Origin of the sequence: Curtobacterium sp. MCBA15_005, from assembly GCF_001864855.1 — a bacterium.
Taxonomy (GTDB): domain Bacteria; phylum Actinomycetota; class Actinomycetes; order Actinomycetales; family Microbacteriaceae; genus Curtobacterium; species Curtobacterium flaccumfaciens.
The window spans coordinates 1-15,366 of sequence record NZ_MJGL01000020.1 but is presented as its reverse complement, the minus strand read 5'-3'; the positions used below and the strand labels follow the sequence as shown (position 1 = coordinate 15,366).

At 69.6% G+C, this 15,366-nt stretch carries 13 protein-coding genes; all 13 read left to right on the top strand.

Annotation, left to right across the window (positions count from 1 at the left end; genetic code table 11):
* The first annotated feature begins 266 nt into the window (after window positions 1-266).
* Window positions 267-1,859 (top strand): alpha,alpha-trehalose-phosphate synthase (UDP-forming), encoded by a 1,593-nt coding sequence (gene otsA, locus BIU89_RS10480; protein WP_071246399.1) that lies wholly within the window; start codon window positions 267-269, stop codon window positions 1,857-1,859.
* Entirely contained in the window at window positions 1,852-2,634 is a 783-nt protein-coding gene (gene otsB / locus BIU89_RS10475; protein ID WP_071246397.1) for a trehalose-phosphatase, read from the top strand. Before otsA ends, otsB begins: the two co-directional genes overlap by 8 nt.
* Window positions 2,635-2,704: 70 nt before the next feature.
* A complete protein-coding gene (gene ilvD / locus BIU89_RS10470) occupies window positions 2,705-4,399 on the top strand; it encodes a dihydroxy-acid dehydratase (protein WP_071246395.1) in 1,695 nt (564 codons plus the stop codon).
* A 45-nt stretch (window positions 4,400-4,444) separates the two neighbouring features.
* On the top strand, window positions 4,445-6,268 hold the full coding sequence (locus tag BIU89_RS10465; RefSeq protein ID WP_071246393.1) for an acetolactate synthase large subunit: 1,824 nt from the start codon (window positions 4,445-4,447) through the stop codon (window positions 6,266-6,268).
* The gene (ilvN, locus tag BIU89_RS10460; RefSeq protein ID WP_017888842.1) at window positions 6,265-6,765 is read left to right on the top strand and encodes an acetolactate synthase small subunit; all 501 of its coding nucleotides are present in this window, start codon (window positions 6,265-6,267) and stop codon (window positions 6,763-6,765) included. Before BIU89_RS10465 ends, ilvN begins: the two co-directional genes overlap by 4 nt.
* 71 nt (window positions 6,766-6,836) lie before the next feature.
* On the top strand, window positions 6,837-7,862 hold the full coding sequence (gene ilvC / locus BIU89_RS10455; protein WP_027466530.1) for a ketol-acid reductoisomerase: 1,026 nt from the start codon (window positions 6,837-6,839) through the stop codon (window positions 7,860-7,862).
* A gap of 209 nt (window positions 7,863-8,071) precedes the next feature.
* Window positions 8,072-9,262, top strand: coding sequence for a mannitol-1-phosphate 5-dehydrogenase (locus BIU89_RS10445; RefSeq protein WP_071246391.1), 1,191 nt, complete (start codon window positions 8,072-8,074; stop codon window positions 9,260-9,262).
* Window positions 9,263-9,321: 59 nt separating this feature from the next.
* The gene (locus BIU89_RS10440; RefSeq protein ID WP_027466533.1) at window positions 9,322-9,786 is read left to right on the top strand and encodes a hypothetical protein; all 465 of its coding nucleotides are present in this window, start codon (window positions 9,322-9,324) and stop codon (window positions 9,784-9,786) included.
* A 41-nt stretch (window positions 9,787-9,827) separates the two neighbouring features.
* On the top strand, window positions 9,828-10,166 hold the full coding sequence (locus BIU89_RS10435) for a hypothetical protein (RefSeq protein ID WP_027466534.1): 339 nt from the start codon (window positions 9,828-9,830) through the stop codon (window positions 10,164-10,166).
* Between the two features lie 157 nt (window positions 10,167-10,323).
* Complete coding sequence (gene serA, locus BIU89_RS10430; RefSeq protein ID WP_027466535.1) at window positions 10,324-11,913, top strand: phosphoglycerate dehydrogenase; 1,590 nt, start codon at window positions 10,324-10,326, stop codon at window positions 11,911-11,913.
* 13 nt (window positions 11,914-11,926) lie between these two features.
* Window positions 11,927-13,000, top strand: coding sequence for a 3-isopropylmalate dehydrogenase (locus tag BIU89_RS10425; RefSeq protein ID WP_071246423.1), 1,074 nt, complete (start codon window positions 11,927-11,929; stop codon window positions 12,998-13,000).
* Window positions 13,001-13,015: 15 nt separating this feature from the next.
* Entirely contained in the window at window positions 13,016-14,125 is a 1,110-nt protein-coding gene (locus BIU89_RS10420) for a branched-chain amino acid aminotransferase (protein WP_027466537.1), read from the top strand.
* A gap of 30 nt (window positions 14,126-14,155) precedes the next feature.
* Complete coding sequence (locus BIU89_RS10415) at window positions 14,156-14,926, top strand: fumarylacetoacetate hydrolase family protein (RefSeq protein WP_027466538.1); 771 nt, start codon at window positions 14,156-14,158, stop codon at window positions 14,924-14,926.
* The last annotated feature ends 440 nt before the right edge of the window (window positions 14,927-15,366 follow it).

The window sequence follows — 15,366 nt, the reverse complement described above, 5'->3', positions numbered from 1 at the left end:
GCGACGGCGGGACGGGCTGGTTGGGCGGGTTCTCGCTCACGGCTGGGGGTCCTCTCCGACCGGGAGGCCGGCGCCGCACTCCAGCACCCGTGTCCCCCCGACACGTGCCTGCAGCGTAGCGGAACCGCCGATCCGCCGTGAATGCGCTGTCCCCACGCTGGTAACTTCGGCAGCGCGCCCGGCGCACCACGCCGGCCGTCGCACCCGACGCACGACGCACCGACGCACCCGGCCCCGGCCGGGCGGAACGGAGATCACACCACCCCATGCCTGCAGACCGCACCGAACAGACCCGCTACTCGTTCGTCGTCGCCTCCAACCGACTCCCGGTGGACCGCGTCGTCGACCAGGACGGCAACGAGGGCTGGCGGCACTCGCCGGGCGGCCTCGTCACCGCCCTCGAACCCGTGATGCGCGCGAACGACGGAGCCTGGGTCGGCTGGGTGGGGCAGGCCGAGGTCGAGGTGGCGCCGTTCGACAACGAGGGCATCCACATCGTCCCCGTCCCGCTCTCCGACGACGACGTCGAGGAGTACTACGAGGGCTTCAGCAACGACACGCTCTGGCCGCTGTACCACGACGTCATCGAGCACCCGAGCTACCACCGCGACTGGTGGAACGCGTACAAGCGGGTGAACGAGCGCTTCGCCACGCAGATCGCCGAGATCGTCGAGCAGGACGGCATCGTCTGGGTGCAGGACTACCAGCTGCAGCTCGTGCCGGCCCTGCTCCGTGCGAAGCGTCCCGACCTGACGATCGGCTTCTTCAACCACATCCCGTTCCCGCCGGTCGGCATCTACGCGCAGCTGCCGTGGCGTGCGCAGATCCTCGACGGGCTGCTCGGCGCCGACGTCATCGGCTTCCAGCGCCACGACGACGCCAGCGACTTCCTGCGTGCGGTGCGGCACATCAAGGGCTACACGACCAAGGGCACCACGATCGATGTCCCGGTGGACGACCCGGCAGCCCCGCGCAGCCGCAAGGGCATCACGGTCCGCCACGTCGAGGCCAGGCACTTCCCGATCTCCATCGACGCCGAGAGCTTCGAGGCGATCGCCCGCAAGCCCGAGGTGCAGGAGCGTGCTCGCGAGATCCGCGAGAGCCTCGGCAACCCGAAGACGGTGCTGCTCGGTGTCGACCGGCTCGACTACACCAAGGGCATCCGTCACCGCATCAAGGCCTTCGGCGAGCTGGTGGAGGACGGCCGCATCGCGGTCGAGGACGCCACCCTCATCCAGGTCGCGAGCCCGAGTCGCGAGCGTGTCGACTCGTACGCGGCGCTCCGCGACGAGATCGAGCTGAGCGTCGGCCGCATCAACGGCGACCTCGGCGTCATCGGCCACCAGCCGATCTCGTACCTGCACCACGGCTACCCGCGCGAGGAGATGGTGGCGCTGTACCTGGCCGCCGACATCATGCTCGTCACCGCACTGCGCGACGGCATGAACCTCGTCGCGAAGGAGTACGTCGCCGCCCGCTTCGACAACGACGGGGTGCTCATCCTGTCCGAGTTCGCCGGTGCCGCCGACGAGCTCAAGCAGGCCGTGATCGTGAACCCGCACGACATTGGGGCGCTCAAGGACTCGATCGAGCGCGCCATCCAGATGCCGCGTCGCGAGCGGTCGACGCGCATGCGCGCGCTCCGCAAGCGCGTCCGAGACAACGACGTGGCGCGCTGGTCGCGCTCGTTCCTCGAGGCGCTCGACCGACACGCGCCGCGGAACGCCCAGATCGACCCGTCCGCCGCCGACCCGCGTGAGCAGCACCGTGAGGCGCAGACCGACAACATGTCGATCTTCGACCAGGACGCCCAGTCCGCCAGGGCTGCCGAGGACACCCGGGAGGCACGTGATGACTGAGACCACCACCGACCAGACCGCCATCGACGCGGCCCTCGAGACGCTCGCGGCTGCGCCGCGACTGATCGTCGCCCTCGATTTCGACGGCACGCTGGCCCCCTTCGCCGACGACCCCTCGCAGGTCGGCGCGCTGCCCGGCTCGTGGGCCGCGGTCCTGACCCTGCACCGTGCGAAGGACACCGAGGTGGTGCTCGTGTCCGGGCGTCCGCTCGGCAGCCTGGCCGCGGTGACCCACGCACCCGAGGACATGGCGCTCGTCGGCTCGCACGGTGTCGAGTGGCGCGTGGACGGCCACGACGAGGCCGCGCTGTCCGATGACGAGGTCGGTCGTGTGGCACGGATCGGCGCCGCGCTCGAGGCGGTCGGCGGACGGTTCCCGGGCGTCGTCATCGAGCACAAGCCCGCGGGGCACGGGGTGCACACGCGCCGCGTCTCCGCCGAGGTCGCTGCCGAGGCGAACGCGGCGGCGAGCCGTGCGGCGCACGAGGCCGACCCCGAGGTGCTCGAGCGCGGTGGCAAGGACATCGTCGAGTTCGCGGTGCGCCACGTCACGAAGGGCGACGCGATCGCCCGGCTCCGCGAGTTGCACGGCGCCGACGCGGTGTTCTTCGCCGGCGACGACGTCACCGACGAGGACGCCTTCCGCGTGCTCGGCGACGGCGATGTCGGGGTGAAGGTCGGGCCGGGCCAGACCCGGGCCGGGTACCGCATCGCCGACCCCGCGGCCCTGACCGGGGTCCTGAAGCAGCTGGCGAGGCTCCGCGCCACCCGCTGATCGCGGGCCCGGAGCATGAGAATGCACGGGGGTGCACGGCTGGTATCCCAAAGCGTCCTAGACTCATCCCATGCCTGATATCGACGTCAAGCCGCGCAGCCGGGTCGTCACCGACGGGATCGAAGCAACCACCTCGCGTGGCATGCTGCGGGCCGTCGGTATGGGAGACGAGGACTGGAGCAAGCCGCAGATCGGCATCGCGTCCTCGTGGAACGAGATCACGCCGTGCAACCTCTCGCTCGACCGCCTCGCGCAGGGTGCGAAGGAGGGCGTGCACTCCGGTGGCGGCTACCCGCTCCAGTTCGGCACCATCTCCGTCTCGGACGGCATCTCGATGGGCCACGAGGGCATGCACTTCTCCCTCGTCTCGCGTGAGGTCATCGCGGACAGCGTCGAGACCGTCGTCAACGCCGAACGCCTCGACGGCACCGTCCTGCTCGCCGGCTGCGACAAGTCGCTGCCCGGCATGCTGATGGCCGCCGCGCGACTCGACCTGGCGAGCGTGTTCCTCTACGCGGGTTCGGTCATGCCGGGCTACGTGAAGCAGGCCGACGGCACGATGAAGGAAGTCACCATCATCGACTCCTTCGAGGGCGTCGGTGCCTGCAAGGCCGGCACCATGAGCGAGGAAGAGCTCAAGAAGATCGAGTGCGCCATCGTCCCGGGTGAAGGTGCCTGCGGTGGCATGTACACCGCCAACACGATGGCGAGCGTGGCTGAGGCCCTCGGCATGTCGCTGCCGGGCTCCGCCGCCCCGCCGAGCGCCGACCGTCGCCGCGACTACTACGCGCACCGCTCCGGCGAGGCCGTGGTGAACATGCTCGAGCACGGCATCACCGCCCGCCAGATCCTCACCAAGGAAGCGTTCGAGAACGCGATCGCCGTCGCGATGGCCCTCGGCGGCTCGACCAACGTGATCCTGCACCTGCTGGCGATCGCGTACGAGGCCGAGGTCGAGCTGTCGCTGGACGACTTCAACCGCATCGGTTCGAAGGTCCCGCACCTGGCCGACATGAAGCCCTTCGGCAAGTACGTCATGGTCGACGTCGACCGCAACGGCGGCATCCCCGTGATCATGAAGGCGCTGCTCGACGCGGGCCTGCTGCACGGCGAGTGCATGACCGTGACGGGCAAGACCGTCGCCGAGAACCTGGCCGAGATCGACCCGCCGGCACTCGACGGCGAGGTCTTCCGCACGCTCGACAACCCGATCCACGAGACCGGTGGCCTGACCGTCCTGCAGGGCTCCTTCGCCCCCGAGGGCGCCGTGGTGAAGACCGCGGGCTTCGACGCCTCCGTCTTCGAGGGCCCCGCCCGCGTGTTCGACCGCGAACGTGCGGCGATGGACGCCCTGACCGAGGGCAAGATCGAGAAGGGCGACGTCGTCGTCATCCGCTACGAGGGCCCCAAGGGCGGCCCGGGCATGCGCGAGATGCTCGCCATCACCGCGGCCATCAAGGGCGCGGGCCTCGGCAAGGATGTACTACTCTTGACCGACGGTCGATTCTCAGGCGGCACAACCGGCCTGTGCATCGGCCACATCGCACCGGAAGCAGTGGACGCAGGTCCAGTCGCTTTCGTTCGTGATGGCGACCGCATCCGTGTCGACATCGCGGCTCGCTCGCTCGACCTACTGGTCGACCCGGCCGAGCTGGAGGCCCGCCGTGACGGCTGGGCCCCGCTGCCCCCGCGCTACACCCGCGGAGTCCTCGCGAAGTACGCCAAGCTCGTCAAGTCCGCCGCCCAGGGCGCGGTCACGGGCTAGCGTCCGACACCCGCACCACCGCCACCACTCAGGCAAGGACCACTCATGCCCACGGAAGCAACTCCGTTGTCCGCGGCCGCCGGTGCACGCCGGTCGCCGGAGATCCTGACCGGCTCGGGAGCCGTCCTCCGGACGCTCGAGCACCTCGGGATCACCGACGTCTTCGGCCTGCCGGGCGGCGCGATCATCCCGTTCTACGACGAGCTGATGGCGTCGACCACGATCCGCCACATCCTCGTCCGTCACGAGCAGGGCGCCGGCCACGCCGCCGAGGGGTACGCCTCGTCGTCCGGCAAGGTCGGGGTCGCCATCGCGACGTCCGGCCCCGGTGCGACGAACCTCGTCACGGCCATCGCCGACGCCTACATGGACTCGGTGCCGTTCATCGCGATCACCGGTCAGGTGTTCTCGACGCTGATGGGCACCGACGCGTTCCAGGAAGCCGACATCGTCGGCATCACGATGCCCATCACGAAGCACTCGTTCCTGGTGACCGACCCGGCCGACGTGCCGGCGACCCTCGCCGCGGCGCACCTCATCGCGACGACCGGTCGGCCCGGTCCCGTGCTGGTGGACATCACGAAGGACGCCCAGCAGAAGTCGGCGCCGTACGTGTGGCCGCCCAAGATCGACCTGCCCGGTTACCGCCCGGTGACCAAGGCGCACGGCAAGCAGATCACCGCGGCCGCGCAGCTGCTGTCCGAGTCGAAGCGCCCGGTGCTCTACGTCGGCGGCGGGGTCATCCGCTCCCGCGCGACCGCCGAGCTGCTCCGCTTCGCCGAGGCGACCGGTGCGCCGGTCGTCACGACCCTGATGGCGCGCGGCGCGTTCCCGGACTCGCACCCGCAGCACCTCGGCATGCCCGGCATGCACGGCACGGTGCCCGCGGTGCTCGGCCTGCAGGACAGCGACCTCATCGTCGCCCTCGGTGCCCGCTTCGACGACCGCGTGACCGGCAAGGCCGACGAGTTCGCCCCGGACGCCAAGGTCGTGCACGTCGACATCGACCCGGCCGAGATCTCGAAGATCCGCTTCGCCGACGTCCCGATCGTCGGTGACGCCCGCGAGGTCCTGGTCGACCTGCTTGACGCCTGGGGCGGCATCTCCGTCGAGGACCGCGCGTCGACCGACGAGTGGTGGGCGAAGCTCCACCAGCTCAAGACCGACTTCCCGCTCGGGTACGCCGAGCCGACCGACGGACTCCTCGCGCCGCAGGGCATCATCAAGCGCATCGGTGAGCTCTCCGGTCCCGAGGCCGTCTACGCCTCCGGTGTCGGCCAGCACCAGATGTGGTCCGCGCAGTTCATCAAGTACGAGCGGCCCAACGCCTGGCTCAACTCCGGCGGCGCCGGAACGATGGGCTACTCGGTCCCCGCGGCGATGGGTGCGAAGGTCGCCCAGCCGGACCGCGTGGTCTGGGCGATCGACGGCGACGGCTGCTTCCAGATGACGAACCAGGAACTCGCGACCTGCGTCATCAACGACATTCCGATCAAGGTCGCGATCATCAACAACTCGTCGCTCGGCATGGTCCGGCAGTGGCAGACGCTGTTCTACGACGGTCGGCACTCCTTCACCGACCTCGAGACGGGGCACGCCTCGCGCCGCGTCCCGGACTTCGTGAAGCTGGCCGACGCCTACGGTGCCCTCGGCATCCGCGTCGAGAAGGCCGACGAGGTCGACGCCGCGATCGAGCTCGCCCTGGCGACCAACGACCGCCCGGTGGTGATCGACTTCGTCGTGAGCCGTGACTCGATGGTCTGGCCGATGGTCCCGCAGGGCGTCAGCAACTCCTCCATCGAGTACGCCCAGGCACTCGCGCCCACCTGGGACGACGAGGACGCCGACATGACGGGAGAAACCGCATGAGCCACGTCCTCTCCCTCCTCGTGGAGGACAAGCCCGGTCTGCTGACCCGTGTCGCCGGACTCTTCGCCCGGCGCGGGTTCAACATCGAGTCGCTCGCCGTCGGCAACACCGAGGTGGACGGCCTCAGCCGGATCACGGTCGTCGTCGACGTCGAGGACCTCCCGCTGGAACAGGTGACGAAGCAGCTCAACAAGCTGGTGAACGTCATCAAGATCGTCGAACTGGACTTCTCGCAGTCGGTCCAGCGCGAGCACATGCTCGTGAAGGTGCGCGTCGACAACCAGACGCGCTCGGCGGTGCTCGAAGCAGTGAACCTGTTCCGTGCCCAGGTCGTCGACGTGGCGACCGACTCCCTGATCGTCGAGGTGACCGGCGACCCCGGCAAGATCCAGGCGATCCTCCGCGTGCTCGAGCCGTACGGCGTCAAGGAGCTCGCCCGCGCGGGCCTCCTCGGCATGGGCCGCGGACCGAAGAGCATCACCGACCGGGTGCGCTGAGCGCCCGTCACACCCTTCCCGGGCGCCGATGGTGCCCGGCACAGACCACAGAACCAAGGAGACACACCCTCGTGACTGACATCGTGTACGACGCCGACGCCGACCTGACGCTCATCCAGGGCAAGAAGGTCGCCGTCATCGGCTACGGCTCGCAGGGCCACGCCCACGCCCTCAACCTCCGTGACTCGGGTGTCGAGGTGAAGATCGGCCTGCAGGAGGGCTCGAAGAGCCGGCAGAAGGCCGAAGAGGCGGGCTTCGAGGTCCACACCCCGGGCGACGCCACCGCCTGGGCCGACGTCGTCGTCATCCTCGCGCCGGACCAGGTCCAGCGCATCGTCTACGCCGAGGACATCCGCCCGAACCTCAAGCCGGGCGCGACGCTCGTCTTCGGCCACGGCTTCAACATCCGCTTCGGCTACATCGAGGCGCCCGAGGGCGTCGACGTGTCGCTCGTCGCGCCGAAGGGCCCGGGGCACACCGTCCGCCGCGAGTACGAGGCCGGCCGTGGCGTCCCCGTGATCGTCGCCGTCGAGGTCGACGCGTCCGGTTCCGCCTGGGACCTCGCGTGGTCGTACTCCAAGGCCATCGGTGGCCTCCGCTCCGGCGGCATCAAGACGACCTTCACCGAGGAGACCGAGACCGACCTGTTCGGCGAGCAGGCCGTCCTCTGCGGTGGTACCTCGCAGCTCATCCAGTACGGCTTCGAGACCCTGGTCGAGGCGGGCTACCAGCCGCAGATCGCCTACTTCGAGGTCCTGCACGAGCTCAAGCTCATCGTCGACCTCATCTGGGAGGGCGGCCTCACCAAGCAGCGCTGGTCGATCTCCGACACCGCTGAGTTCGGTGACTACGTCTCCGGCCCGCGCGTGATCTCGCCGGACGTCAAGGAGAACATGAAGGCGGTGCTCGCGGACATCCAGAACGGTGCCTTCGCGAAGCGCTTCATCGAGGACCAGGACGCCGGCGCTCCGGAGTTCAAGGCGCTCCGTGCCAAGGGCGAGGGCCACCCGATCGAGGCCACCGGCCGTGAGCTCCGCGCGCTCTTCGCGTGGAAGCAGAACGATGGCGACTACGTGGACGGCTCGGCCGCGCGGTAGTCTTCCGAGAACCACTCGATGACGAGGCGGCGGTGCACCTGCACCGCCGCCTCGCGATGTGACCCGAACGTTATGCAGCAGCTCTTCTCCAGCCCCGACGCCGCGGACCGGCGTCCCTCCGCCGTGCGCGCGGACGATTCCCGACACCCGTCGGCCGTGCTGCGCACCCGCGGTCAGGACCGCCCCGACCAGCATGGGATGATCGTTCGATGGCGGTGACGAAGCGAGCGGTCCACATCGGCGCCGGCAAGATCGGGCGTGGGTTCGTGGGCCAGTTCCTCGTGGCGAGCGGCTACGAGCTCACCTTCGTCGACGTCGACGAACGCGTGGTCTCGGCCCTGAACGAAGCCGGCCGGTTCGTGGTGCACGAGGTCGGCGAGATGCCGGTCGAGCACCTCGTCTACGGGTTCCGTGCGCTCAGCAGCAAGGCCGACCGCGAGCGTGTGGTGCAGGCCATCGCCGAGGCCGACGTGGTGACCACCGCCGTGGGCGCACGCACGCTCCCGCTCGTCGCGCCACTCATCGCCGAAGGGCTCGCGGCACGTCCGCTCGAGCGCGGTGACGTCACGATCGTGGCCTGCGAGAACGCGTTCAACGCGACCGACTCCCTGCACGCCAGCATCCGCCGCGCCCCCATCCTCGAAGACCGCGACATCGCCGCCGTCTTCGCGAACTGCGCGATCGACCGCATCGTCCCGGACCAGTCCGGTGTGCTCGGGCAGTCCGGCGGCCTCGACGTCGTGCTCGAACCGTTCTACGAGTGGGTCATCGAGCGCACCCCGTTCCTCGGCTCCGACGCCGAACCGCCGACGATCGAGGGCGTCACCTGGGTCGACGACCTGCAGCCCTTCGTCGAGCGCAAGCTCTACACGGTCAACACGGCGCACGCCACCGCCGCCTACCACGGCTACGTGCGGGGCATCCGGCTCATCCGCGAAGCACTCGAGGACGACGCCGTCCGCGCCGAGGTCGACGGGGTGCTCGCCGAGACCACCGCACTGCTGATCGCGAAGCACGGCTTCGACCCCGAGGACCACGCGCGCTACGTCGCCGCGAACCTCTCCCGCATCGCGAACCCGCACCTGCCGGACTCCACGGCACGCGTCGGCCGCAACCCGCTCCGCAAGCTCGGCCGTCGTGAACGCTTCGTCGGCCCGGCGTCACAGCTCGCCGAGCGCGGCCTGCCCGTCGAACACCTGCTCGGTGCGGTCCGCGCGGCGCTCGCGTTCGATGACGAGAACGACCCGGAGTCGATCGAGCTGCACGCACTCCTGCGCTCCGGGGCGACCGCGCACGCGCTCACCGAGATCCTCACGGGCCTGATGGAGAGCCACCCGCTCTTCCCGGCCGTCCGCGACGTCGTCGCCGAGGTCCTCGCGACGCAGCCGGCCGACGTCTGACGTCGACCTCCCGGCCGTCGCTGGTCTCCCCGGGGTCGTGTCCCTCGTAGAATCGGGGCATGACCACGGCAGCATCCCCACCAGACGGGTCGATCGACCCGGACGTGCCGAACGCCGTCGACACCGACGACGCCGCCCTCAGCTGGGGTGACGCGGACGACGCCACCCACGTCGACGCGGCGCACAACCCGGTGGCGGTGCGCGACCGCGGGGCCCGTGACCCCGAAGCCCCCGAGACGTCCGGCGCGCTCGTCGGGTTCGGCGTCTTCGGGGGCCTCTACCTGCTCTACACGGTGGCCTGGCTCCTCACCGCCTCGACCGCGTACGTCTCCGGCGTCGACACCGTCCTCACGCTCTTCGTCGAGGTGCTCCGCTTCCTCGCGATCCTCGCGCCGGCACTCTGGTTCACGGTGGTGCTCTGGGCAGCGCGCAGCAGCCGCACCCGGACCCGCCTGCTCTGGATGCTCCTCGGCGCCGTCGTGCTCTTCCCCTGGCCGTTCCTCCTGACGCGGAGCTTCGGGTGACCGGGGCAGTGCCGGCGACGACCCGCCGGAACAGTGCCCCCGTGGTCGCGAAGATCGTGGTCTGGGTCGTGTTCGCGGCGCTGTTCGCCTACATGACGGTGCAGGCCGTCGGCAACCTGACGCAGATCAACCAGCGGGTGGACGCCTTCAACGCGTTCCTCCAGACGACCTCGGGTGGCGACTCGCTGCAGACCAGCACCCCGTGGCTGTGGCTCGTGCTCGACATCCTCATCGCGCCGGTCGCGTTCGTCGCGGCGATCGTCATCACCCGGCGCGCGAGCCTGCCCGTCACGATCGCGGTGTTCGTGGTCGCGTTCGCGGGTGCCGGCGCCCTCTGGCTCGACCTCCAGCTGTTCGTCCCGACGCTGCTGGACTTCTGACGCGACCCGCCCACAGCCAGGAGGCACGGTGCGGCCCCGCCCCGCGCCTCCCGGCAGTCGTGTGGTTCTCCACAGGACCGCTCCCGCGGTCGTAACCACCGGCCCGCGTCGATAGCATGGTGGGATACCAACCGTCTCGAGTGAGGAAACAGCTGCTGTGTCGAAGCCGGTCGTCCTGATCGCCGAAGAACTCTCGCCCGCAACGGTCGACGCCCTCGGGCCCGACTTCGAGATCCGGAACGTGGACGGCACCGACCGTCCGGCGCTCCTGGCGGCGCTGTCCGACGCGCACGCCGTCCTCGTGCGGTCCGCCACCAAGATCGACGCCGAGGCGATCGCCGCGGCACCGAGCCTCAAGGTCGTCGCCCGTGCCGGCGTCGGCCTCGACAACGTCGACATCAAGGCCGCGACGACCGCCGGCGTGATGGTGGTGAACGCCCCGACCTCGAACATCATCTCGGCGGCGGAGCTCACGGTCGGGCACATCCTGTCGCTCGCGCGGCACATCCCGGCCGCCCACGCCTCGCTGGCCGCCGGTGCGTGGAAGCGCTCGTCGTACACCGGTGTGGAGCTCTACGAGAAGACCGTCGGCATCATCGGCCTCGGCCGCATCGGCGCGCTCATCACCCAGCGGCTGCAGGCCTTCGGCGTGACGGTCATCGCGTACGACCCGTACGTCACCACGGCACGTGCGCAGCAGCTCGGGGTCGAGCTCGTCTCCCTCGACGACCTGCTGCGCCGAGCGGACTTCACCACGATCCACATGCCGAGGACGCCGGAGACCCTCGGCATGATCTCGGACGCCCAGTTCGCCCTGATGAAGCCGACCGCGTTCGTCGTGAACGTGGCCCGCGGCGGCCTGATCGACGAGGACGCCCTGCACCGTGCACTCACGGCGAACACCATCGCCGGCGCCGGCCTCGACGTCTTCGTCGCCGAGCCCCCGAAGGACTCACCGCTCCTGGCGCTCCCGAACGTCGTCGTGACGCCGCACCTCGGTGCCTCCACCGACGAAGCGCAGGAGAAAGCAGGCGTCTCGGTCGCCAAGTCGGTCCGTCTCGCCCTCGGCGGCGAGCTCGTGCCCGACGCCGTGAACGTCGCCGGCGGGGTCATCGACCCGTACGTGCGCCCCGGCATCCCGCTCGTCGAGAAGCTCGGCCAGGTCTTCACCGCCCTGGCGACCTCGCCGGTCACGAGCATCGACGTCGAGGTGCACGGCGAGCTCGCCGAGTACGACGTCAGCGTGCTGAAGCTCGCGGCGCTCAAGGGCGTCTTCACCGACGTCGTGAGCGACCAGGTCTCGTACGTCAACGCCCCGCTCATCGCCGAGCAGCGCGGGGTCACCGTCCGCCTCATCACCGAGACCGACAGCCCCGAGTACCGCAACGTGCTGACGATCCGCGGTGCCCAGTCCGACGGCCCGGCGATCAGCGTGTCCGGCACGCTCACCGGCCCGAAGCAGGTCGAGAAGCTCGTCGAGATCAACGGGCACGACGTCGAGGTGCCGCTCGACCGGCACCACGTCGTGATGGAGTACACCGACCGACCGGGCATCGTCGCGGTCTACGGCAAGGAGTTCGGCCAGGCCGGCATCAACATCGCCGCGATGCAGATCTCGCGCGAAGCCGCCGGTGGCCAGGCGCTGAGCGTCCTGACGGTCGACTCGCCCGTGCCGGCCGAGATCCTCGAGCACGTCCGCTCGGCGATCGACGCGTCCTCGCTCCGCGAGATCGACATCACGCTCTAGGGGAGTGGCGGACATGAGCAGCGCGCAGACGATCCGACTCGCGGTCATCCGTGGTGACGGCATCGGCCCCGAGGTCGTCGACGAGGCCCTGAAGGTCCTGAACGCGGTCCTGCCGGATGACCTCGTGGTGCAGGAGACCCCGTTCTCCCTCGGCGCCGCACGGTACCTGGAGACCGGCGACATCCTGACCGACGACGACATGGCAGCGATCGCGCAGCACGACGCGATCCTGCTCGGAGCGGTCGGCGGCGACCCGCGTGACCCGCGGCTCGCCGGGGGCATCATCGAGCGCGGGCTGCTCCTCAAGCTCCGCTTCGCGTTCGACCACTACGTGAACCTCCGGCCGACGACGGTGCACCCGGCCGTCCCGACGCCGCTCGCCGACCCCGGCGAGGTCGACTTCGTGGTCGTGCGCGAAGGCACCGAAGGGCCCTACGTCGGCAACGGCGGTGCCATCCGGACCAGTACCCCGCACGAGATCGCGACCGAGGTCTCGTTGAACACCGCCTTCGGTGTCGAGCGGGTCGTGCGGTACGCCTTCGCACTGGCGGACCGACGCCCGCGTCGCCACCTGACCCTCGTGCACAAGAGCAACGTCCTCGTGCACGCCGGAGCCCTCTGGCAGCGCACCGTCGCGGCCGTCGGCGCCGAGTACCCGGACGTCACGGTCGACTACCAGCACGTGGACGCGGTCACCATCCACATGGTGCGCGACCCCGCACGGTTCGACGTCATCGTCACCGACAACCTGTTCGGGGACATCATCACCGACCTGGCCGGCGCGATCAGCGGCGGCATCGGTCTGGCGGCCTCGGGCAACATCAACCCGGACGGCACCTTCCCCAGCATGTTCGAGCCGGTCCACGGTTCCGCGCCGGACATCGCAGGTCAGCAGCTGGCCGACCCCACCGCCGCGATCCGTTCCGTCGCCCTGTTGCTCGACCACATCGGTCGCGGTGACCTGGCGGCCGCGGTGACGGCTGCGGTGGAGTCCGACCTCGCCGACCGGGGCACCACGCCGCGTCGCACGGCCGAGATCGGCGACGCGATCGCCGCCGCGGCCACGGCACGCACCACCACCGCCTGAGAAGGAGTCCTCCCCATGAGCACCGACACCGCCTTCGGACTCGAGTTCGCCAGCACCCCGTCCGCCGACCGTCGCGCGGCCGCCGAGCGCGAGCAGATCCTCGCCGACCCGGGCTTCGGCAAGCACTTCACCGACCACATGGCGACGGTCGAGTGGACGCTCGACGACGGCTGGCACAGCGCGTCGATCCACCCGTACGGGCCGCTGTCCCTCGACCCGAGTGCGAGTGTCCTGCACTACGCCCAGGAGATCTTCGAGGGGCTCAAGGCCTACCGGCACGCGGACGGTTCGGTGTGGTCGTTCCGACCGGACGCCAACGCCCGGCGATTCCAGCGATCCGCCCGACGGCTGGCTCTGCCGGAGCTCCCGGTCGAGGCGTTCGTCGAGTCGATCCGGCAGTTGGTGCAGACCGACGTCGACTGGGTGCCCTCGGCGCCCGAAACCAGCCTGTACCTGCGGCCGTTCATGATCGCGACGGAGTCGTTCCTCGGTGTCCGGGCGGCACAGGCCGTCGCGTACCACTGCATCGCGAGCCCGGCCGGTGCGTACTTCACCTCGGGCCCGAAGCCGGTGTCGATCTGGCTGTCGACGCAGTACGCCCGTGCCGGCAAGGGCGGGACCGGTGCGGCGAAGACCGGCGGCAACTACGCCTCGTCGCTGCTGCCCCAGCAAGAGGCCTACGAGCACGGCTGCCAGCAGGTGATGTTCCTCGACTCGGTGGAGGGCAAGTACCTCGAAGAGCTCGGCGGCATGAACGTCGTCCTGGTCAAGTCCGACGGCACCCTCGTCACGCCCGACTCCGACTCGATCCTCGAAGGGATCACGCGTGACTCGATCCTGCAGCTGGCCGAGGACCGCGGCCTGACCGTCGAGAAGCGTCGGGTGACCCTCGACGAGTGGCGTGACGGCGTCGCCGACGGCTCGATCACCGAGGCCTTCGCGTGCGGCACCGCCGCCGTGGTGACCCCGATCGCCGAGCTCCGGGGCGACGGCTTCACGATCGGTTCGCCGACCGTCGGAGCGGGGGAGCTCACGATGTCCCTGCGCGACGAGCTCACCGACATCCAGTACGGCCGTCGTCCCGACCCGCACGGGTGGATGACCAAGCTGACCGACGCGTCCTGATCGACCGGCGGGCGTGGGTAGGGTCGAACGGTGAAGATCGCACGGTTCAGCAGCAAGGGTGAAGACCCCCGGTACGGCATCCTCGACGAGCGCGCTCTGGTGGTGCTGGCGGGAGACCCGATGTACCAGGGGTTCGAGACCACGGGGGAGCGCGTGGCACTCGCCGACGCCAAGCTCCTCGCCCCCGTCATCCCGCGCTCGAAGGTCATCGGCGTGGGGCTCAACTACTCGGAGCACGCCTCGGAGATGGACGAGCGCGCCGGCGACGACCCGGTGGTGTTCCTCAAGCCGAACACCTCGGTGATCGGTCCGGACGAACCCATCCGCCTCCCCGCCGACATCGGACGCGTCGACCACGAGGGCGAACTCGCCATCGTGATCGGTTCACTCGCGAAGAACGTCCGGCGTGAGGACTTCGCGAGCGTCATCCTCGGCTACACGATCGCCAACGACGTGACCGCCCGTGACCTGCAGGCGCGCGACGGGCAGTGGACCCGGGCGAAGGGGTTCGACACCTTCTGCCCGCTCGGCCCCGTGATCGAGACCGAGATCGACCCGTCGGACATCCGCATCGAGACCCGCGTCGACGGTGACCTCCGGCAGGCTGCCTCGACGAACGAGATGGTGCACGACATCCCGTCGCTCGTCGAGTTCGTGTCCTCGATCTGGACCCTGCTGCCCGGTGACGTCATCCTGACCGGGACCCCGGCGGGTGTCGGACAGATCCGCGACGGCGAGATCGTCGAGGTCACCATCTCCGGCATCGGTTCGCTCAAGAACCCGGTCATCGCCCGGCACTGACAGCGCTGCCGAACGGCCCGTTCCCCCAGGTGGGGAGCGGGCCGTTCGTCGTTCTCGGGGCAGCGCCCAGCCGCGGCGCAGATGGCGACACGCCCGGGATGTGGCCCGGCTTGGCGCTGCCGTTCACCTCTGCGTAAAGTAATCACTCGTTGCCGCTGAGGCGGAGAACGGAACGGCCGAGACGATTACCGGGTTGAACACCTGGAGATGCAGTCCGGACGGGGTCCCGCTCAGGCAACCAACTCCTCGGAACCACGACCTCTGGTTGTGCGCCCAGGATGTTGTACAAGACGAATGCCTCTCTGGCGGAACCTGTGATGGGTCGAGCGGGGAGTGCGTCTGGTCCTTGAGAACTCAACAGCGTGCACATTGTCAATGCCAATTTATTGATTGACCTCGTGCCTGGTCGGCTTGCTGACTGGGTCATGAAGCAATTCCTT

Bases quoted from the DNA above. Each gene is read 5' to 3' on its own strand.
- otsA (WP_071246399.1), top strand. From the start codon at position 267: ATGCCTGCAGACCGCACCGAACAGACCCGCTACTCGTTCGTCGTCGCC.
- otsB (WP_071246397.1), top strand. From the start codon at position 1,852: ATGACTGAGACCACCACCGACCAGACCGCCATCGACGCGGCCCTCGAG.
- ilvD (WP_071246395.1), top strand. From the start codon at position 2,705: ATGCCTGATATCGACGTCAAGCCGCGCAGCCGGGTCGTCACCGACGGG.
- BIU89_RS10465 (WP_071246393.1), top strand. From the start codon at position 4,445: ATGCCCACGGAAGCAACTCCGTTGTCCGCGGCCGCCGGTGCACGCCGG.
- ilvN (WP_017888842.1), top strand. From the start codon at position 6,265: ATGAGCCACGTCCTCTCCCTCCTCGTGGAGGACAAGCCCGGTCTGCTG.
- BIU89_RS10445 (WP_071246391.1), top strand. From the start codon at position 8,072: ATGGCGGTGACGAAGCGAGCGGTCCACATCGGCGCCGGCAAGATCGGG.
- BIU89_RS10440 (WP_027466533.1), top strand. From the start codon at position 9,322: ATGACCACGGCAGCATCCCCACCAGACGGGTCGATCGACCCGGACGTG.
- BIU89_RS10425 (WP_071246423.1), top strand. From the start codon at position 11,927: ATGAGCAGCGCGCAGACGATCCGACTCGCGGTCATCCGTGGTGACGGC.
- BIU89_RS10420 (WP_027466537.1), top strand. From the start codon at position 13,016: ATGAGCACCGACACCGCCTTCGGACTCGAGTTCGCCAGCACCCCGTCC.